This is a genomic window from Acidiplasma aeolicum (genome assembly GCF_001402945.1).
GTDB classification, from domain to species: domain Archaea; phylum Thermoplasmatota; class Thermoplasmata; order Thermoplasmatales; family Thermoplasmataceae; genus Acidiplasma; species Acidiplasma aeolicum.
Genome location: NZ_LKBG01000242.1, coordinates 1 through 17,429 on the forward strand (window position 1 = coordinate 1; position 17,429 = coordinate 17,429).

Sequence of the window (17,429 nt, forward strand, 5' to 3'; positions counted from 1 at the left end):
CATAGAACATTATTGCCTGCATTTCCTCTATTAGTGACTGCCTCGCCCTTGAAAGGTCCTTTGTTCTCTCATCCAGACTGCCTTCTGATTCATAAACTGGCATGCTTATCGTATTTACAATGTAATTACATTTTTAAAGTTTTTGACAGTTTAAAAATTAATTTTAATAAGTTCCGATCATCTTTTTTATATGTTAAATATATCATAATTATGTATATTTAAAAATTTAAAATTTGTGCAGAAAAAATACACAATATAACAATATTTATATACAAAAAATGCAAAATATTTAAAAAAATTTTTATTCTAAAAAGATATAAACCTAATGAATGGATGAACTTGATATTAAAATTGTAAAGGCTATTTCAGAAAATTCGAAGCTTTCCATACGTGACCTGGCAAAGCTCTGTGGTGTTAGTCCCGGAACAATACATAACAGGCTTATGGAAATGGAGAAAAGTAAGGGAATAATATCATATACTGCCAGAATAAATTATAGAAAATTTAACATGGAGGACGCAATAATAGGCTTTGATATAACTCCAGAAACCTACATTAAAACTGTTGAGGAAATTAAAAAACTAAATTTCGTTGTTCAGCTGTACACAACAACGGGTGATCATGGCGCCATAGCGTATATAATATGTAATGAAAATGAAACATCACAGTGTGTCAGGGCTCTGGAAAAAATACAGGGCGTAAGGAATGTTTATCCATCGCTGATACAGAATATTTTAAAGTGAATATTTATATAAAGTATGTAATTATTAAACTATGCTAGATATATGGACAGAGAAATACAGGCCATCAAAATTATCCGCTGTTATTGGAGAATCAGAAAATATTAACCGATTAGAATCCTTTGTTAAAGATAAAAATATACCGCATCTAATTTTTGCAGGTCCTCCCGGAACAGGGAAGACATCAACTGCAATAGCGCTAGCCAGGGAACTTTTTGGTGACTCATGGCGCGATAATTTTTTAGAATTAAATGCATCAAATGAAAGAGGTATTGATATAATCCGTGAAAACATTAAAAATTTTGCAAAAATTAAGCCATCAAATGATCTTGGATTTAAAATCATTTTTCTTGACGAGGCCGATCATTTAACTCCAGATGCACAGGCAGCGTTGAGAAGAACCATGGAAATGTATTATAATACAACAAGATTCATATTTTCATGCAATTATTCATCAAAAATAATACCACCGATACAGTCCAGGTGCGTTGTTCTTAGATTTTCACCTATAAACAAAAATGAGATGGTATCCAGATTGAAGGCAATATCAAAAAAGGAAAATTTTGAGATAGATGATGAATCTCTTGATGCAATCTATGAAATTTCAGAGGGTGATATGAGAAAGGCAATAAACATACTCCAGGCCATAAAAACAACAGGGAAAATATCACCTGCAACAATTTACCAGATAGCAGGGGAAATAAACAAAAATGAATATAAAAAATTAATTTTAATGGCTCTTGAGGGAAATTTTGACGAGGCCAGATCCATGCTTGATAAAATGCTTGTGGATTATGGTTTATCAGGTATAGACATTATAAAGGGAATGCATTCATCAATTAGAAATGAGCAGATTGCATACAGGCAAAAACTACAGATAATTATGGCACTTGCCGAGACAGAATTTAGAATAGTTGAGGGCGGTACAGACAACATTCAAATGGATGCACTTTTGGCTAAGTTATCATATATAGGTAGTGAAATAAATTAATCTAAAAAAGCGAATTCTTATAATATTATTTTTAATTAAGAGTCAAGGGCCGGTAGATCAGCGGTAGATCGCTTGCTTCGCAAGCAAGAGGGCTCGGGTTCAAATCCCGACCGGTCCATTTAATCTATTAATCGAATACCTTTTATGCCACCAATCGTTATGTTCTCATGACCATGCAGCCGAAGTATCGGAACCTACTTCTGGACGATGATGTACGAAGGTGGTTTGAGAACCTCAATGCGAAATCAGTCTTGACAGCAACCGTAGCCCTGAGGAATCTTGGTCACTATTGCGAGCTTACCATGACAACGCCAAAGGAAATCCTGAATAAAGCAATAACTAACGAGAAGGATTTCCGCTACGAGTTTACGGATTTTGTCAGGAAGCTTGAGAAGGAGAGCAAGGCAGGGTCATACATTGCAAGGTTCAAGAAGGTTATATTATCGTGGCTCAAGTTTAACGATATCCGTTTGCAGTTAACCGTTAACATATCCGGGGAGAACGAAACACCGACAATCGTTAACGAGAGAGTTCCAAGCAAGGAGGAGTTGGCAAGGATTCTCAGGAAGGCAACTTCAAGAGGCAGGGTTGCCATAGCAATCATGGCATTCTCCGGACTCCGACCGGAATCTCTGGGCGATTATGAGGGCACGGACGGTCTCAGGCTTGGTGATCTCAAGGAACTGAAGTTGTCCGACGAAATCCAGTTTGACAAGATGCCGGTAAAAGTGATGGTGAAGAGCAAGCTGAGCAAGGCAAGACACCAGTATTTCAGCTTCATTGGAGAGGAAGGTGCAACCTACATCAAGGAGTATCTTGAGGAGCGGAGGAAACAGGGAGAAGAGCTTACCTATGAATCTCCGTTATTGCAGTTTGACGTTAGAGGTACCAAGAAGAACGCATTCTTGAGGACAACGTTAGTAACTAGGGACATAAGGGAAGCAATAGAGAACTCGGGCCTGAAGATGCGGCCCTATGTCCTGAGGGCCTATTTCTCGACTGCTTTGGATATTGCAGAAAGCAAGGGCTTGATATCCCACCCCTGGAGGCAGTTCATCATGGGGCACAAGGGAGACATTGAGGCAAGATACAGCACTAACAAGAGGTTGCCACCAAGCGTTATTGAAGAGATGAGGGAAGCATACAAAAAGAGTACAAAATTCCTTGAAACCAGACACGACGAGCTTGATGAGGACAATGCCCTCCTGTATTTGCAGCAACAGCTCCTATCTGCAGTGGGATACAAACTGGAAGAGATTGACAAAATGGATCTCACCGATATAAGCAACGATGATTTCCAGAAGCTCCTTAGGAACAAGGTGGCAGGAGCCATGGCCAGCAACGGCTCGAAGCAAAGGCTCGTTCCCATGAACGAGATAGAGAAACTGCTAGGCGAAGGATACGAGTTTCAGGCAGTCCTTCCCAACGGAAAGGCTATAATGAAGATGCCGTTTTGATGAATTCGTTCTATCTGTCGAAAGAGAAATGTGGTATAATTGACTCTTATTCAGGTCTATGCTCACTGGTAATATATATATTATAATTCATTTTTAAGAAAATAAATTTTAGATAACCTATTTTTCCTTTAAATTTATTCATTATTGTGAGTATAACAACATTTTTATAACAGGATTTTATTCATAAATTATGACCTGTAGTAATTGTTTTGATGCAAAGGGCAGAAAAATTACTAAAATAAGCGTGCCACACACAGAGACATACAAGGTAGGAGCAACAAACGTAACTGAGGGAGTTACGGTTGTGCAATTTAAGGAGGGCCCTAGTACAATCCTAAACTGGAAGTATATTATCGAAGGAGAAACTTCATCAAATGCATCTATTACATACATAATTCAGCATAGCGGAAAAACAATAACCAATAAATTCAAGACAAAGTACATTGACACAATCAACGGTAAGAAAATTGTCCATGTTGATGGAAGCGGACTGAACTCGAACGGCAAGGTTACAACTGCTAACCAAGATATCGCTCTCTCGAACGTAAAATCAGACCCAAATGCCATAGAGTGTCTTATTCCCATATATAGTTTAAGGTGAAATCAATGAGATATAGGCTGGCATACGTGAGCATTGGTATCGCAATAATGATCGTCGATATCGTTATCTCTCTAAAGTATCCAGAGATATTAATCTACAGTTATCTTGGTTCTTTTTTGGGGTTCTTTGTACCCTTTGGGATAGGCCTTTCACTTCTTTTATATGGCGTTTTTAGGGCTCATGATTATGGAATAAATCCAGTTATTGGAATATTCGGCTCCGGGGGCTTCACAAGAGTGTTGAGACAAAATAGGATTCAGGGTACCAGAATGTGGAAAACTGACCACGATATTCTTTCTGATCTGCCAGGTGCCGTAAAATCCCCTGATGGAAAGACCGTAGAATACGGTAATCTGTTCATCAGGAAGCCCTACGGAACAACAAAACATACAAGAAAACTTAACGAAGCGGCGAATAAATACCTTAGCGGTGAATTAGATGAGGAAGGCTTTTACAACTACGTCGGAAAGCATGGGGCGAAGGAAGAGCAAATGCTCGAATTTATTAAGAAATTCAAAAATGACTATAAATGAGGTGATAAAATGGTTAAATTTTATCCAATAAACCGGACAATGACCGTTGGCACATTCATGTTTTTTGCGTCTTTGGTCGTTTTAGCAATAGGAGCTGCCTTTCATGCAGACGGAACGGTTTTAGCCGATAGTTTTCTCTTCGGAGGCTTTGCCTTCCTAATATCCATTGTACTACTAACGGTTGGGGTGATATTAGGAGCCAGAAGCGGAAAATTGCAAAGAAGGGGCGATGAGATATTCCGCAAAAATAGAAAATAGGTTCAGATAAGTCCAACAAGATATACCTCTTGATAGCAATAGTTACTGCAATTTTTTTCATCTCCGCAGCTGTAACCTTAGCATATTATCTGGTAGCGGTGTTCCCGAAAAGCCCGCTAGCACCTTTGATCTCATCAATCGTGTCTTGGATCGCTGGAGCTTTGTCACTTGTCTACCTTCTGTTACGATACAGGGTAAACCACGGGGACCAGTTATCCAAGTCAAACAGTGATCCTAATAAGGGAAAAGGTGAATCATTAACCAAGCTGGCAACTATCATTTTATCTTCATAACCGAGTTATCGTTGGTTATCCTTACAATAAACGGATTGGCATTCGTTTACAGAGATGTAACGTCTTATCTGTTTGTGCTGGACATGGTTTACATAATAGGAAACAGTGCTCATCTCGTTGCACTGTCCATTTCATCAACTGGTCTCAGAATTGAAGATGAAAAGAAATCGACGTAGCCTTGGTTTCTGAAACCCCAGATTAAATTGCATGGTGTCCAACGGAAAGGCTATAATGAAGATGCCGTTTTAGCCAACCGTATAGATGAAAGATTCACTTTCAGAACTCTATCCTATTGAGTTCATCCTTACATGTAAGAAGTGCGAGCTTATTGTTAACGCAATCCGGGAACAGAGCTTAGAACCCAGAACATCTGACCTGTACTGGATTTTCAAAGGGAAAATGAGTCACCGAACATTAGACAAACACGTCAAAGAACTTGTATCTCAAGGATATCTGAGGAGGTTTGTAGGCAATTTCTCTGGTGAGATCAGTTTCCTGCTGCTGCCAGACCAGATATACATAGACATGATGGAGAAAGATCCGAGCAGAAAATGGGAGTTCGTAAAGAACTCTGAAATGTTCGTCTCTGATTGCAAGATCCTCTACGAAAACTGGGAGGATATACTAAGTTTCAAATGTCCGAATTGCAACAAGAAGGAGCTTACTCCTCACTATGAGGACGTAGTACCCCAGGAGAAGAAATATAAAAACCGCCGTGTGAAAGGTGAGATTAACTGGACATGTGACCTATGCGATTTCACTCACACAACGCCAATTAGAACTTTTTAGAGAACTAATTTGTCAGGTATCTAAAACGATACAATACCCTGGATTCCATCATTAAGTCATGCAAGAGGGTCAGCAGGCGAGGAGGGTCTCCATATCGGAGCTTAAAAGGAATTTCGTGAGAAAATTCCCTTCTCATCAATTGTCAAGGATACTCTCCACCGAGCCGGATAGTCTTACCGTAGAGGAATTGCTTGCGAAAGCACAGACCTGGCTGGCCTTCTTCAAAGGAGAAGATGAAAATGAGTAGAAGGCAGAGAATAGTTGTAGACGGAAATGAGCCTGAATACACAGGTATTGTTCAGCCTGAAATGGTGCACTACGAGATAGTGAGACCGGAGAGGAAAGGCACCCTAGAAAGGCTACAGGAAACAATCATAGAGAACACAGTGAACCAGTATGAGCTTGAGGATAGACGGCAGATAGCCGCCATACGGGAGTTCATGGAGCGGAATCCTGACATAAGCTACGTGGAATATGAGTCAAATCCTGTTATGAGGATGGATCTCGTGATAACGAGGAGAGGACTGATATTCAAGCGCGAAGAGGCATCCATATCCTCGACACTCACGCCAAACAGGAGATTCAGGGCGCAGAGGTGAATTATGGAAGTCGAAAAACTGTTCACTGTGGTATTTCCTGGCATGGCGCTGGTCATGATCCTGGCTGGTTTCCTTGATCCCAAGTTCTGGCCGATGCTCCTTCAATGGTTGGTATCGGGAAACGCGTTCCTGATGGTTCTTGCAGCTTCAGCATTCCTGATAGTTGTTGTCGGAGGCATTGTTCTGATCTACTATGCAATGATCGCTCTCGTGTTCATACTGATATTTTCTATTTTTGTCCTGGCTCCCCTGCATTTTCTTTATCTGGTTCTGGGATTCACATACTCGGTGATTCTGGCAGTTGTTATTGGTGCTGCTGTGCTGCTGTATCTCGTCGAGACCAGAACGGTGAAGATCGAGCACCATACCATAACGCTCTCCGTGCACAGGAAGTTCATCGTCAAGAGGTAGACAGAATGGATAAATATTTGCAATGCGAAGACAGGAATATGCGAGAAATGGGCTTTTCTGATCTGATCAATTCACGAAAGGTCCTATCCAGACCCATAATCGAATTGCCCATGAGGAATGAGGAAAGGCTATTCTATCATCCAGAGAAAAGGCTCAAGAGGTTCGCAGGTCATACTGCGATCGCATACGCAATCATACCTGATACCGAGCGAGGAAAGTACAGGAGAGAAGAATGCTCTCCAAAGGCATCTTCCCTCAGGGACTATGTGCTGCACAAGGGAAACAGGAATGTATCAATAACGGGAGTGTCAGGACAGGGCAAGAGCTATCTAACCACCCACCTTATATCGATATTCAGTGACAAAGAAATAATCATATTCTCATTCAAGCCAAACGACCATGAATTGCATCTTGGGATTCCGGTCATAGATGCAAAAGAATGTCTTCCCAATCCATTCAGGGATGTAAATGCCTTCTCAGAGGCATACATGACTGCATTCTTTGGCGAGAAAACTTCATCCGGAATACAGCTTCAACAGACCCCAGGATTCTTGCAGGAGCTTGCTTCTGAATGCAATAGCTGGAAGGATTTCATGAAGAGGCTGAATGATAGGAAGAGATCCGCGTCCAAGAATCAGGTCGAAGCATTGAACGCCATTGAACAGAACGTGAAGACTCTCGTAATTGAAGCTATGGGAAGCGTAACGCTGGGTAATGGCAGTATCGTCTTTGATTTCTCATCCCTACCAACAAAACAGGCTCAGAACTTCTATGCCGAGCTTATGCTTAGGCAGATATACAGGGAAATGGAAGAGCGCAGGAGAAACGACGTTCTCATCCTGATAGACGAAGCCCATCGCCTGACCAAGTCATATCATACAATCCTGGATGTAATGTCCCGCGAGATAAGGGACAAGGGCATGCTCTGGATAATCACGCAGAATCTAATCGACATCCTGCCTGAGATGCGTGCCAATTTCGGTACAAAATTCACATTCAGGCTCGGAGATGCAGATCTAAACATGCTTTCCTATAACCCTTTAATGAAATACGCCGTAGAAATACTCCAGCCAAGGCAGTTCATTGACATAGAGTTCCCTGAAGGATCATCCTTCTCGCCGGTCTTCACGTATGTATCAAACGGCCTGGAGCACAAGGAGATGCAAAAAGTCGCCGCAGTAGTATCGGGGCCAAGGAGGGAAGAGGGAGTCGGAGGGAGAGGGGAGGCTATCGACTACAGGAGGGAGGCCCTGGAAATCCTGAGCGAGAGAATGTCCTACGCGACAGAGATGGGAAAGATAATTGCCGAGAAGTACGGTATCACGAAGGATCAGGCGAAGCTCAGGCTGAAATCCGCACTGGAAGACCTAAAGAACAACAACGAAGTGGGCAGAGTGAAATACATCAGAGATGGAAAGCCAATAGTCATGTACTATTCCAGGAGTCCAAATCTGACTAACCTTCACACTGGGATGCAAAGCCAGGTTGTGGGAATCCTGAATGATCTCGATGTAACCATCAATAGAATATCCACCACAGGAGAAAGGAGTGCATTCGACATCGAAACCGATTTCTTCATGGTTGAGATCGAAACAGGCCTGAAGCACAGTATGGAAGACCTGAAAGACAGAATCAAGAGCACCAATCTTCGCGTGATAATCATAGTTCCTAACAAAGAACTCATTGACAAATATCAGGGACTTTGGGAAAACGTAGTAGTTACAACAATAGATTCCTTCAGAGCACTCCTTGAGGTGCCAGAAAGGAATCGATCTAAGTAATCTAATCCAAAGGCTATGTTTCTATAGCGACTATAGTAAATGTTATATTCTTATTAGTACTATAGGAACTATGGAAGGAAATGTAGTGTTTTCTAAAGAAGGCGTAAAGTTACTGTCTGAGGTAGAAACTCTATCCGGAAGAAAAACGCACGAAGAGTTCTACCAATGGGATGAATTTTCTTGGGACATTATTAAGGGATACCAAAACATAAATGGAAGTTACACTAAGAACGAGAAGGGCGAACTGCACTCGATCGAGCTCCAAATCAGAAGTTGTGCCGAAACATCAACTTCGACCATCAAGAATGAGCCTAGGGACGGGGGAGCCGAGTACATATGCCAAAAGGTAGGTGTATGCTAGATAGTTTACATTAACGTGGGATGATTATAGTGGTAAAATATCATAAACCAGTTAGTTATTTGAGTCTTATCGCAGGTTTCCTCTTCATAGCGTTTTTATTAATCGGAGCAATTGCGATAATGGTCATACATTCACATGTTCTGGCCTTTATTGATCTGGGTTTGTTACCGGTAATCGTAATTGTGGGAACAGTCGGATATATAAAAAGCCTAAAAAGCGGTTCAAGACAAGAGAGAATGAGAGAACTCTTTGAAAATTCAAAGAGGAAGTGAAAAATGGTTTCAAAACACGTTCACAGGTATATCATAGGTGGGATGGCCATATTTTTCATAGTTTATGTGCTTGTAGCAAATGCCTATCTTAGTTTCAGGGACTTTGCACTGTATGCGGCGTTGCCTTCATTAGTGATAATGATTGCTCTTGCCTTTGTTTACCGCTATCTTGAAAACAGTATCAAATTTGAGCGGAGGACAGGAACTCAATAACCTGAAAGAAAAGTATGAGGGGTTGTGGAAATAGATGGTATTAATCAAAAAAGAAAGGAGGAATAGCAGAATAGACTATGACTATTGGAATGAAGTACAGCGGTCTCACGTTTTCTCACGAAATGAACGGGAGGATAGGAAAGGAATCAATAAGCAGATGGTGGAGCTTCTGGAAGAGCAGTAATTCCTATTAAACTAAAAGACACTGCCCCCAAAATGTTACACTTGTAACAAGTAATACCTGTAATAACCTTTGAAATGTGACTAATGTGCTACAGAGCAGATTGTGCTATTTTGGTAAGTATCCCCTCAAAACGTTAATCAAATCCCGGCGCATCTTCTATATATTAAAAAATGCCCTGAACTACAGGGTTTACTAATAAATGTGAATATATTTATATAAGATGATTTGCTTCTTTTATTATGGGTAGCAGAAAGCAGGAACTCACAATGTCAGAAGTAGTACGAGTGACAAAGGATAAAGATGAAATAAAAACTGAGGTTATTACTTACAAGAAACCTAGAAAGATCTCCCCAAAAATTCAAACGCCTCAAACGTTTGCTAATAGCGGTGTGAAAAACATTTCTCTAATTTTTTCTGATAAAACTCAAAATTACACCCTATCATTTCGAGAGATGGATTATGAACTTTCAGAGAAAAAAATATCTCAGTCTGGAAAAGCTTATTCATTATACTTTGAGATTGCCGATGATGAGGCCATAATATACTTAGAAGGGAATATAGTTCCACTTGAAAACAACAAAGGTGCATTGTTTCTATCTATCAACGTTTCACCAAAGGACCCAACCCATGTTGACCTTTTCGCTTTACCTATAAGCATAAATTATAACGGAGACTTTTTATCGGTTGCAAAGGACTTAAGTTTTGTTATAAATAAATTAGATAATGGTGCCTCAGAAAAGAGAAAGTGGATTTACAGTAAAATGGAGTCTCTTCTGAGCGCATTTCCTGAAGCATATGAAAGCAATCGAAATAAATTGAAGGCAATTGATGTGATGGAACTATCTTACAAGGTGACCTTAATGGATTTTAATTTTACATGTTGCCTGGAGAATGCATTGAGTCTCACGGATTGCGTTCTTAGTGTTCCTGACATTGAGGAGATATGCGCAGAGTGTCTAGTTTTACCAGATTGTCTTGCAGCTTGCTTTGATTTTTTAACGTTACCTGCTTGCCTTATATGCTTTAGTCTTGATGTTCTTGCGTGTGCCTATTGTATTTATAAAGCAGGAGAGTGCACTGAGGATGCGTATAATGTAATTCAATGTTGCACTGGGGCTTAATAAGATTGAGAAAAGGGAAGTAAATATGCGATATGAGAACATCTATAAGTCCCTTCTTTTTTATATTGTTGGTTTAGCTCTTCTATATGTGTCAATATTTCTATCTAACAACCTAAAGTTTAATGGAAATTTCATATCGGCATTGCCAATAGTTTTGCCATTGGTTTTTTCCATAGCCTCTATTGGGGTGGCAGTTATTTTTATAATGGAAAAAGACTCCCCTTGGCTTTTCAGAACTGGCATGATGAGTTTAGTTAGTGGAATCACTTTATTTTCGTTCGGGGTTCTAGCATTTTACTTGGGAGTAAAATCCTTAGTATGGGCAGGTTCATTTGTAATTGGTATAATGTTAATTTTCGCTGCGATGGTTAGATTATTCATTCAGGGTGGTTTGAGTGCATACAGAAAAAGCAGGAATTAGGGCATCATTCCTATCAACATTTGGAATTATATTTCTAACTTTAGGTGTTGTGGGTTTATTAGGTTTATTTAATGTTCAAATATTGTATTCATTTGGTACTTTGATTTCCATAGTTTCCATTATCGCTGGAGTATATTTTATTCTGAGTGCTCACATAAGTAGGAAGAATAGAGTTAAAAGGAGTGCCAGACAATCATGAATCGTTATGTATACCACTTAATTCTTGTTATAGTTGTATCCATTGTTGTTCTGGCGATCAACATAATGGCATTCAGGTCAAAGAACGTTTCTGATTATCTCTACATATTTGATCTAACATATGCCGCAGGGAACAGTGCTCATTTTGTTGCTCTATCAATATCTGATAAGGGAATTTCTGTGAAGGACGAAGTAAATGAGAAATAGTATTCCCTTAAAACATTAAGCAAATCCCGACCGGTCCATTTAATTTATTAATAGAATACTTTTATCTAGCCAGTCTTTATGTTCTTATGACGATCCAGCAGAAGTATCAGTAACCGCTTCTTAATGAGGACCTGCGAAGATGGTTTGATAATCTTAAAGTAAAATTATTTCTCACTTTAACATTTAAATTAAGAAACCTTGGATATTATTGCGAGCTTACACATATAACTACAAAGGAAATTTTGTACAAGGCAAAGTGTAACGAGAAGGATTTTAGATATGAATTAAATTTTGTTTTTAACTTTGGATGGATTGAACTTATGTATGTGAAATAAGGTCAGATGTTATATATTCAAGGCTAAGGAAAAATGATGCACAAGATTTAAATGCCTGTTGACATTATTAAATAGAGATGAAAAACAGGCTTGCGAATGTACGAAACCTCATGGATAAAAACAATTTAAAATATTTTATTATTTCTGTAGTTGCCTCAATTCTTTTAATTGTTTCAGGAATATTTGGAGTCTTTTATTTTATTTTGTTTATTAATACTAATTCATTAGCTTACCAGATCACATCATTTGTAATGGCTGTCTCAGGTATCTATTTTTTGTATACAAATTTAAAGAGGAAAAAAAGGCAAAATTATAGTAGCTTGGGGAGTTTTAAGAGAAAGTAACTTATTATTCTAATTCCTTATATCTAACTATTTTGTTAATTAATCATTATGTGATTTATGATATTTGTGAAAAAGAAATTGTATTAACTTAAAACCTTAATCAACCTGGACTAAAATATCCTATATATCAATAAATTTTATGGCATCATTGGAATGAATTTAAACCACAATGATTTTAAGAATTATATAATTAACTGTCAAATGTTATATATAAGTAAAAAATATAGTAAAAAGGTGTAAATTAAAATGAAAATGCCAAAGCAGATTAAAACTTACTGTCCATATTGCAAAAAACATACGATTCATGATGTTGAGAGGGTAAGAAAAAGAAAGGCAAGTGAGTTAAGGGCAGGTCAGAGAAGGTTTAGAAGGGTAACATCAGGTTATGGAGGTTTCCCAAGGCCAAGGTACGAGGGCAGGGAAAAACCAACTAAAAGAATAGCATTAAGATTGAAATGCACTGTATGCAAGAAATCTATAACACCAGAAGGCCAGAGGGCAAAGAAATTTGAAATAGTGGAGGCGTGAAAATTATGGCAGACGAATTTCATAAATTAAAAAACGTTGGGAATTCATTTGTAAAAATCAAATGCAAAAACTGTGGAAACGAGCAGGTGGTTTATTCAAAAATATCCTCACAGGTTGTTTGCAACATATGCGGGTCCACTCTTGCAAAACCAACCGGTGCCACACTCTCAACATCCGGTGAGCTGGTGGAAAAAGTTAAATTATGAGGTGTTATCATGCCTAGGGATATCCCGGATACAGGCGACCTTGTGGTTGTCACTGTAAAGGAAGTTAAAAACTACGGGGCAATTGTTGATCTGGATGAATATCCCGGTGTATCAGGTTTTGTCCATATTACAGAGGTTGCCACAGGCTGGATAAAGCATATTAAGGATTATTTACGGGTTAATCAGAGGACAGTATGCAAGGTTCTAAACGTTGACCCATCAAGAAATCATGTAGATCTTTCCTTAAAGCGTGTAAACGAACATCAAAAAAGGGAAAAAATAGAGGAATGGAAAAACGAACAGAAGGCTCATAAACTTTTAGACATGCTTTTTGAGGAGGAAAATATTAATGAAAGCAAGGAAAGGGAGGATATAGAGGATTTATTATTAACAGAATATGGAACACTTTACTCTGCTTTCTTTGAGGCCGCATCAAGCAAGGATTTTTTAAAAGATAAGGATTTAAAATGGAAAGATTCTCTTATTAAAATAGCAAAGGAAAATATAGCAATACCCACGGTAAAAATTGGTGGTTATCTGGAAATGTATTCCCTGGCACCCAATGGAATTGAAACAATAAAAAATGTTTTAACCGATGACCTTATAGATGATAAGGATGTGCAGATTACATATATTGGTGCACCAAGGTATAAAATAACAGTAATAGACGAAGATTATAAGTCCGCAGAGGAAAAGTTAAAAAATGTAATTAATGTTATAGAAACCAAAAGCAAAAAAAATAACGTTTCATTTGAATTTAATAGAGAGGAATAAATTATAATGAAAACATTAATTAGGAAATGCAGGAAATGCAATATTTATACACTTGAGGAAATATGCCCTAAATGTGGTGGAAGTACCGAAATGGCAATACCCATGAAATATTCTCCTGCTGATAAATTTCAAAAGTACAGAATTAAATTGAAGGAAAGTGATGATGATGGAAAAAATAATATTTAAAAAATATGAGGAGCCAGAACTTGAAAATCCCATCCTTGTTAGCGGTTTGCCTGGTATTGGCAACGTTGGAAAGATTACTGCAGATTATTTTATAGAAAAATTAAAAATGAAGAAAATGGCGGACATATTTTCAGAATATCTGCCACCTCAGGTTTTTATTTTTGACAATAAAATACACCTTGTTAGGGACTCAATATATTATAAAAAAACCGGGAAAAAGAATGATTTAATTGTTATTGCGGGTGATTTTCAGGGAACGACACAGGAAGGCCAGTATGAACTTTCATATGAAATACTAAATTATCTTAATAAATATAATATCTCAAGGATATATACCCTTGGTGGATATAGCATAGGCAAGATAGTTGAAAAGCCAAAGGTGCTCGGGGCGGTAAGTGATAAAAAACTTGTTAAACCACTTGAAAAAGCCGGTGTATCATTTCCATCAGGTGAACCCAGTGGCGGAATAGTTGGTTCTGCAGCACTAATACTTGGCATTGGCAAGGAAATGTTTTCAATAGACGGCGCATGTCTTATGGGCGAGACCTCTGGTTATTTTGCGGATCCAAAGGGTGCAAGGGAAATTATAATGGTTTTATCGAAGATCCTGAGAAGCAAAATTGATCTTAAGGATATAGATGAAAAGGCAAGGCAGATTGAGGAAATTACAGAGAAAATGAAGGAAGAATCCAAAAATAAAAATTCACGGGAGGATCTTAACTACTTTGGATAAAAATATATATTTTATTCATACAGTAACCATTTTTTATAAAAGCAGTTTTGATTCAAATTTAAGTTTCACGGTTAAAGGTTAAATTATTAAAATAGTTTTTAATTGAGTATATATATGAAACCCGAAATTATTAAGAGGCAGGGTTTAAGGAAGGTTTGCAAGCTTGCAGAGAGATCTGAGGGTGAAAAGAAAGAAATATTCTCTGCAGCCATAAAACTTTTTAGGATGTTTGATGATATCGAGTGCATTAAAATATATAATGAGGATAATGATGTTATCTTTAAGGTAAGACTTGCAGATAACGATTACCGATATGTCAAAATAGTCTTTGTAAATAATGATAGTTTTGACTTAATTAACCTTGATTTTTCACAGAGAAGAATTGGCAGAACCAATCTTTTTAATGAGATAATAAAATCCATACAGCAGTCACAATCAATTGATAGGCAGACAAGAATAGAAATCTTAAATTATATAGATTTTAAAAGGAACAGAAAAAAACTGATATGGATGCTTGCTGATACCGCATTTGATACCTATTACATTTTAACTGAAAATATGATAAAGGATTTAATACTTGAGGATATTGAATACAACTTTATAAAAAATAACAATCAGGAAAACTATTCATGTTCCATACCAAAATTTATTATACACAAATACTGGACAAACATGCTTATAAGAAGGAGGAAATCAGATTATGAACTCTGGAAAAATATACTATGATTGATCCTGTGTGTTTACCTCAAAACCATCATCTGTTTTTTTAAGAAGGCGTGAATAAACACCCCATTCTATTAAAATTACCTCCAGATCATGTAAACCATCCGGATTATTGAATGTCTGAACACCATTATCCTTCAATTTTTCAAGTATATCGTCCAGGCTAAATGATTTTAATTCAATTGCAGTTTTGAAAGGTTCTATATCCCTTAATGAATTGTTTATTATTTTTTTCCTCTGAATCATGCCGGATTTTATGTATTCCCTACCCTTATCTGAAATATTTATATCCCCAGATTCAACGGCAACAAGCCCCAATCTTTCAGCGGTGTATACTATGGGCATTAAATCATCAATATCAACTTCCATTTCCTTCTCCAGCTTGTACAGATCAGTTTTTCCGTTAAATATATTGTTTAAAACATATAAAAGTCCAACCAGATCAGCAATTCTAGCATCAGGATCAATAACATCCATAATTACCATATAACATTTTTATTTATAATATTAATGACACAATAAAAATAAATTATTTAAAAAATTATGCAGCATAAACACCCTCTTCTGCCACGTATTTTTTCTGTGCCAGATCCATCATTTTCCTTGTAAATACAACAGAATATATTGCCACTATTATACCGAATATAAATGAACCCCATGCCGCAAGTGCTATATTTCCTGTACCTGTTGCAACATCTATTGTTTTCATTAATCCCTCATGGACATACAGTGAATGAGTACCATATATATGGGGCCAGTATTCACCTATCATAAGACCTCCCCACGCACTGTTTATTGTGGATGAGATTCCACTTATCATGTATGGAAATGTTGATGGTATGATAACCTTCCTCATCTTTTTAAAATAGCCAAGTTTTAGGTTCCTTGTTATTTCCCAGTATTCTGCTGGCATTGCCTTTACCCCCATCCAGAATGAGTAAAATACATAATAAAACGTGCTTACAAATCCAAGGAAAAGTACATAAAGTTCATTTGCAGTACCACCAAAAACGCTGAACATAAAAGGTTCTGTTGCTATAAATATAAATGGGAAATATATTGGTGCAGGATAGGCACTTAATGTCTGTATTAATGGGATTCCAACAAGCTCCGCATGCTTATTGACTGCAAGATAGTATCCTAGAAATATGGCTATAGCCATGGATACAAGCAATATTGTTAATACCCTTAAATAGTCAAATCCAAGGCCTGTGAGGAGCATCTTTGTTTTTGAGAATAAATACATCCATTCATTATATTTTACCGATATTATGGTTGAAACAGCAGCATATAATATTAATATTAAAAGAAAAATTCCTGCGGCTGCATATATATATTTTAAATATTTCTGTTTTTTGACCTTTTTCTCATATGTTTCCTCATGGCTCTCATTTTCCCTGTATTTATAATATCTGGACAGTCTGGAGAATGGGTTCTTTGATATCACTGCAAAGACCCTTGCTGTTTCCCTGAGATTAATCCTGCCACGTTTTAAAACAGGTGCATCATTATCCAGTGTGTATCTGCTAACAGCATATTTTGAGAACTCCCTGAGAATTAGAATAATGGCCACAATAATAATACCTAGAATTAAAAGAGACATCTCTATTAAAAATGTATTGCCATCTGCAACAAATGTATCAAGCACAGACCCTATGCCGAATGTCTGGTATGTATGTATTCCAACCTCAAATACCTCACTTACTGTTATGTAAAAAAATCCATCAGAAACACTTGGAAATAAATTGGCTGCTATTCTTGGTATCGAAAATGGTATGTAAAGCGTTCTTAATTTTCCAAATAACTTATATTTAGAATTCTCAACAACCTCAACCATTTCTCGTGGAACTGTTTTAAATGCCTGGTATTCCCCCATCCATATATTCCATACAACTGCAGTGAAAACCAGAAAATCTGCAGCCATTTCAACACCAAGTGGCCCTCCAACCCGGTCTATGAATATAATAAGAACAACAGGGAAAAATGTTATTACCGGTACCGATTCAAAAATCTCTATTAAAATTATGTATGTATTCTCAAAAAACTTTGATTTTATGGATGCATAGGCCAGAAACCAGCCTGTTAATATTGATATTAATATCAGGCCTATTACCCGTCCCGCTGTGGCCATTACCGCCAGAATTATCAGCACTATCTGATTCATTATTAC

At 37.6% G+C, this 17,429-nt stretch carries 27 protein-coding genes and 1 tRNA gene; 26 read left to right on the forward strand and 2 right to left on the reverse strand.

Features of this window, described 5'->3' with window-relative positions; genetic code table 11:
* Positions 1-329 precede the first annotated feature (329 nt).
* From AOG54_RS06455 to AOG54_RS06570, 26 genes are all read left to right on the forward strand, one after another.
* Entirely contained in the window at positions 330-743 is a 414-nt protein-coding gene (locus tag AOG54_RS06455; RefSeq protein ID WP_048101920.1) for an Lrp/AsnC family transcriptional regulator, read from the forward strand.
* 31 nt (positions 744-774) lie between these two features.
* Complete coding sequence (locus AOG54_RS06460) at positions 775-1,731, forward strand: replication factor C small subunit (protein ID WP_048101919.1); 957 nt, start codon at positions 775-777, stop codon at positions 1,729-1,731.
* 46 nt (positions 1,732-1,777) lie between these two features.
* Positions 1,778-1,849, forward strand: a tRNA-Ala gene (locus AOG54_RS06465).
* A gap of 184 nt (positions 1,850-2,033) precedes the next feature.
* Positions 2,034-3,188, forward strand: coding sequence for a site-specific integrase (locus AOG54_RS06470; protein ID WP_236689060.1), 1,155 nt, complete (start codon positions 2,034-2,036; stop codon positions 3,186-3,188).
* A 190-nt stretch (positions 3,189-3,378) separates the two neighbouring features.
* Positions 3,379-3,789, forward strand: coding sequence for a hypothetical protein (locus AOG54_RS06475; RefSeq protein WP_054964001.1), 411 nt, complete (start codon positions 3,379-3,381; stop codon positions 3,787-3,789).
* Between the two features lie 5 nt (positions 3,790-3,794).
* Positions 3,795-4,322 (forward strand): hypothetical protein, encoded by a 528-nt coding sequence (locus AOG54_RS06480; protein WP_054964009.1) that lies wholly within the window; start codon positions 3,795-3,797, stop codon positions 4,320-4,322.
* A gap of 9 nt (positions 4,323-4,331) precedes the next feature.
* The gene (locus AOG54_RS06485) at positions 4,332-4,580 is read left to right on the forward strand and encodes a hypothetical protein (protein WP_156324224.1); all 249 of its coding nucleotides are present in this window, start codon (positions 4,332-4,334) and stop codon (positions 4,578-4,580) included.
* 554 nt (positions 4,581-5,134) lie between these two features.
* Positions 5,135-5,662, forward strand: a complete 528-nt coding sequence (locus AOG54_RS06490) for a hypothetical protein (RefSeq protein ID WP_054964003.1) — start codon at positions 5,135-5,137, stop codon at positions 5,660-5,662.
* A gap of 58 nt (positions 5,663-5,720) precedes the next feature.
* Positions 5,721-5,909, forward strand: a complete 189-nt coding sequence (locus AOG54_RS06495; RefSeq protein WP_054964004.1) for a hypothetical protein — start codon at positions 5,721-5,723, stop codon at positions 5,907-5,909.
* Positions 5,902-6,261, forward strand: a complete 360-nt coding sequence (locus AOG54_RS06500) for a hypothetical protein (protein ID WP_156324225.1) — start codon at positions 5,902-5,904, stop codon at positions 6,259-6,261. The genes AOG54_RS06495 and AOG54_RS06500 overlap by 8 nt, the downstream gene beginning before the upstream one ends.
* 3 nt (positions 6,262-6,264) lie before the next feature.
* Positions 6,265-6,672 (forward strand): hypothetical protein, encoded by a 408-nt coding sequence (locus tag AOG54_RS06505; RefSeq protein WP_054964006.1) that lies wholly within the window; start codon positions 6,265-6,267, stop codon positions 6,670-6,672.
* Between the two features lie 38 nt (positions 6,673-6,710).
* Positions 6,711-8,453 (forward strand): ATP-binding protein, encoded by a 1,743-nt coding sequence (locus tag AOG54_RS06510; RefSeq protein ID WP_055032543.1) that lies wholly within the window; start codon positions 6,711-6,713, stop codon positions 8,451-8,453.
* Positions 8,454-8,523: 70 nt separating this feature from the next.
* Positions 8,524-8,814, forward strand: a complete 291-nt coding sequence (locus AOG54_RS06515) for a hypothetical protein (RefSeq protein WP_054964008.1) — start codon at positions 8,524-8,526, stop codon at positions 8,812-8,814.
* 29 nt (positions 8,815-8,843) lie between these two features.
* On the forward strand, positions 8,844-9,086 hold the full coding sequence (locus AOG54_RS06520) for a hypothetical protein (RefSeq protein ID WP_145984005.1): 243 nt from the start codon (positions 8,844-8,846) through the stop codon (positions 9,084-9,086).
* Positions 9,087-9,089: 3 nt separating this feature from the next.
* Positions 9,090-9,299, forward strand: coding sequence for a hypothetical protein (locus AOG54_RS06525; RefSeq protein WP_010917728.1), 210 nt, complete (start codon positions 9,090-9,092; stop codon positions 9,297-9,299).
* Between the two features lie 423 nt (positions 9,300-9,722).
* Positions 9,723-10,604: a hypothetical protein gene (locus AOG54_RS06530; RefSeq protein WP_010917727.1), complete on the forward strand. Its 882-nt coding sequence runs from the start codon at positions 9,723-9,725 to the stop codon at positions 10,602-10,604.
* 25 nt (positions 10,605-10,629) lie between these two features.
* Complete coding sequence (locus AOG54_RS06535) at positions 10,630-11,025, forward strand: hypothetical protein (protein WP_021792163.1); 396 nt, start codon at positions 10,630-10,632, stop codon at positions 11,023-11,025.
* The gene (locus AOG54_RS09735; protein WP_021792164.1) at positions 11,000-11,224 is read left to right on the forward strand and encodes a hypothetical protein; all 225 of its coding nucleotides are present in this window, start codon (positions 11,000-11,002) and stop codon (positions 11,222-11,224) included. The genes AOG54_RS06535 and AOG54_RS09735 overlap by 26 nt, the downstream gene beginning before the upstream one ends.
* A complete protein-coding gene (locus tag AOG54_RS06540; protein WP_021792165.1) occupies positions 11,221-11,430 on the forward strand; it encodes a hypothetical protein in 210 nt (69 codons plus the stop codon). The genes AOG54_RS09735 and AOG54_RS06540 overlap by 4 nt, the downstream gene beginning before the upstream one ends.
* Positions 11,431-11,842: 412 nt before the next feature.
* Complete coding sequence (locus AOG54_RS09740) at positions 11,843-12,109, forward strand: hypothetical protein (protein ID WP_156324226.1); 267 nt, start codon at positions 11,843-11,845, stop codon at positions 12,107-12,109.
* A 246-nt stretch (positions 12,110-12,355) separates the two neighbouring features.
* The gene (locus tag AOG54_RS06545; RefSeq protein WP_048101918.1) at positions 12,356-12,637 is read left to right on the forward strand and encodes a 50S ribosomal protein L44e; all 282 of its coding nucleotides are present in this window, start codon (positions 12,356-12,358) and stop codon (positions 12,635-12,637) included.
* Between the two features lie 5 nt (positions 12,638-12,642).
* On the forward strand, positions 12,643-12,843 hold the full coding sequence (locus tag AOG54_RS06550) for a 30S ribosomal protein S27e (protein WP_048102169.1): 201 nt from the start codon (positions 12,643-12,645) through the stop codon (positions 12,841-12,843).
* A gap of 9 nt (positions 12,844-12,852) precedes the next feature.
* Positions 12,853-13,617, forward strand: a complete 765-nt coding sequence (locus AOG54_RS06555; protein WP_048101917.1) for a translation initiation factor IF-2 subunit alpha — start codon at positions 12,853-12,855, stop codon at positions 13,615-13,617.
* A gap of 6 nt (positions 13,618-13,623) precedes the next feature.
* The gene (locus tag AOG54_RS06560; protein WP_048101916.1) at positions 13,624-13,803 is read left to right on the forward strand and encodes an RNA-protein complex protein Nop10; all 180 of its coding nucleotides are present in this window, start codon (positions 13,624-13,626) and stop codon (positions 13,801-13,803) included.
* Positions 13,784-14,536, forward strand: a complete 753-nt coding sequence (locus AOG54_RS06565; RefSeq protein ID WP_055032544.1) for a proteasome assembly chaperone family protein — start codon at positions 13,784-13,786, stop codon at positions 14,534-14,536. Before AOG54_RS06560 ends, AOG54_RS06565 begins: the two co-directional genes overlap by 20 nt.
* Before the next feature lie 114 nt (positions 14,537-14,650).
* Positions 14,651-15,262, forward strand: coding sequence for a hypothetical protein (locus tag AOG54_RS06570; RefSeq protein ID WP_048101915.1), 612 nt, complete (start codon positions 14,651-14,653; stop codon positions 15,260-15,262).
* Here AOG54_RS06570 and AOG54_RS06575 read toward each other — a convergent pair.
* Together AOG54_RS06575 and AOG54_RS06580 are read right to left on the reverse strand one after the other, a co-directional pair.
* Positions 15,257-15,736: an AAA-associated domain-containing protein gene (locus AOG54_RS06575; protein ID WP_048102167.1), complete on the reverse strand. Its 480-nt coding sequence runs from the start codon at positions 15,734-15,736 to the stop codon at positions 15,257-15,259. The two genes, AOG54_RS06570 and AOG54_RS06575, sit on opposite strands and share 6 nt — an antisense overlap.
* Positions 15,737-15,800: 64 nt before the next feature.
* Positions 15,801-17,423: an ABC transporter permease subunit gene (locus AOG54_RS06580; protein WP_054964493.1), complete on the reverse strand. Its 1,623-nt coding sequence runs from the start codon at positions 17,421-17,423 to the stop codon at positions 15,801-15,803.
* Positions 17,424-17,429: the final 6 nt, after the last annotated feature.

Excerpts from the sequence above, each read along its gene's own strand:
- AOG54_RS06455 (WP_048101920.1), top strand. The coding sequence starts at position 330 with ATGGATGAACTTGATATTAAAATTGTAAAGGCTATTTCAGAAAATTCG.
- AOG54_RS06460 (WP_048101919.1), top strand. The coding sequence starts at position 775 with ATGCTAGATATATGGACAGAGAAATACAGGCCATCAAAATTATCCGCT.
- AOG54_RS06470 (WP_236689060.1), top strand. The coding sequence starts at position 2,034 with ATGACAACGCCAAAGGAAATCCTGAATAAAGCAATAACTAACGAGAAG.
- AOG54_RS06475 (WP_054964001.1), top strand. The coding sequence starts at position 3,379 with ATGACCTGTAGTAATTGTTTTGATGCAAAGGGCAGAAAAATTACTAAA.
- AOG54_RS06480 (WP_054964009.1), top strand. The coding sequence starts at position 3,795 with ATGAGATATAGGCTGGCATACGTGAGCATTGGTATCGCAATAATGATC.
- AOG54_RS06485 (WP_156324224.1), top strand. The coding sequence starts at position 4,332 with ATGGTTAAATTTTATCCAATAAACCGGACAATGACCGTTGGCACATTC.
- AOG54_RS06490 (WP_054964003.1), top strand. The coding sequence starts at position 5,135 with ATGAAAGATTCACTTTCAGAACTCTATCCTATTGAGTTCATCCTTACA.
- AOG54_RS06495 (WP_054964004.1), top strand. The coding sequence starts at position 5,721 with ATGCAAGAGGGTCAGCAGGCGAGGAGGGTCTCCATATCGGAGCTTAAA.
- AOG54_RS06500 (WP_156324225.1), top strand. The coding sequence starts at position 5,902 with ATGAGTAGAAGGCAGAGAATAGTTGTAGACGGAAATGAGCCTGAATAC.
- AOG54_RS06505 (WP_054964006.1), top strand. The coding sequence starts at position 6,265 with ATGGAAGTCGAAAAACTGTTCACTGTGGTATTTCCTGGCATGGCGCTG.
- AOG54_RS06510 (WP_055032543.1), top strand. The coding sequence starts at position 6,711 with ATGCGAGAAATGGGCTTTTCTGATCTGATCAATTCACGAAAGGTCCTA.
- AOG54_RS06515 (WP_054964008.1), top strand. The coding sequence starts at position 8,524 with ATGGAAGGAAATGTAGTGTTTTCTAAAGAAGGCGTAAAGTTACTGTCT.
- AOG54_RS06525 (WP_010917728.1), top strand. The coding sequence starts at position 9,090 with ATGGTTTCAAAACACGTTCACAGGTATATCATAGGTGGGATGGCCATA.
- AOG54_RS06530 (WP_010917727.1), top strand. The coding sequence starts at position 9,723 with ATGGGTAGCAGAAAGCAGGAACTCACAATGTCAGAAGTAGTACGAGTG.
- AOG54_RS06535 (WP_021792163.1), top strand. The coding sequence starts at position 10,630 with ATGCGATATGAGAACATCTATAAGTCCCTTCTTTTTTATATTGTTGGT.
- AOG54_RS06540 (WP_021792165.1), top strand. The coding sequence starts at position 11,221 with ATGAATCGTTATGTATACCACTTAATTCTTGTTATAGTTGTATCCATT.
- AOG54_RS09740 (WP_156324226.1), top strand. The coding sequence starts at position 11,843 with ATGAAAAACAGGCTTGCGAATGTACGAAACCTCATGGATAAAAACAAT.
- AOG54_RS06545 (WP_048101918.1), top strand. The coding sequence starts at position 12,356 with ATGAAAATGCCAAAGCAGATTAAAACTTACTGTCCATATTGCAAAAAA.
- AOG54_RS06550 (WP_048102169.1), top strand. The coding sequence starts at position 12,643 with ATGGCAGACGAATTTCATAAATTAAAAAACGTTGGGAATTCATTTGTA.
- AOG54_RS06555 (WP_048101917.1), top strand. The coding sequence starts at position 12,853 with ATGCCTAGGGATATCCCGGATACAGGCGACCTTGTGGTTGTCACTGTA.
- AOG54_RS06560 (WP_048101916.1), top strand. The coding sequence starts at position 13,624 with ATGAAAACATTAATTAGGAAATGCAGGAAATGCAATATTTATACACTT.
- AOG54_RS06565 (WP_055032544.1), top strand. The coding sequence starts at position 13,784 with ATGGAAAAAATAATATTTAAAAAATATGAGGAGCCAGAACTTGAAAAT.
- AOG54_RS06570 (WP_048101915.1), top strand. The coding sequence starts at position 14,651 with ATGAAACCCGAAATTATTAAGAGGCAGGGTTTAAGGAAGGTTTGCAAG.
- AOG54_RS06575 (WP_048102167.1), bottom strand. The coding sequence starts at position 15,736 with ATGGATGTTATTGATCCTGATGCTAGAATTGCTGATCTGGTTGGACTT.
- AOG54_RS06580 (WP_054964493.1), bottom strand. The coding sequence starts at position 17,423 with ATGAATCAGATAGTGCTGATAATTCTGGCGGTAATGGCCACAGCGGGA.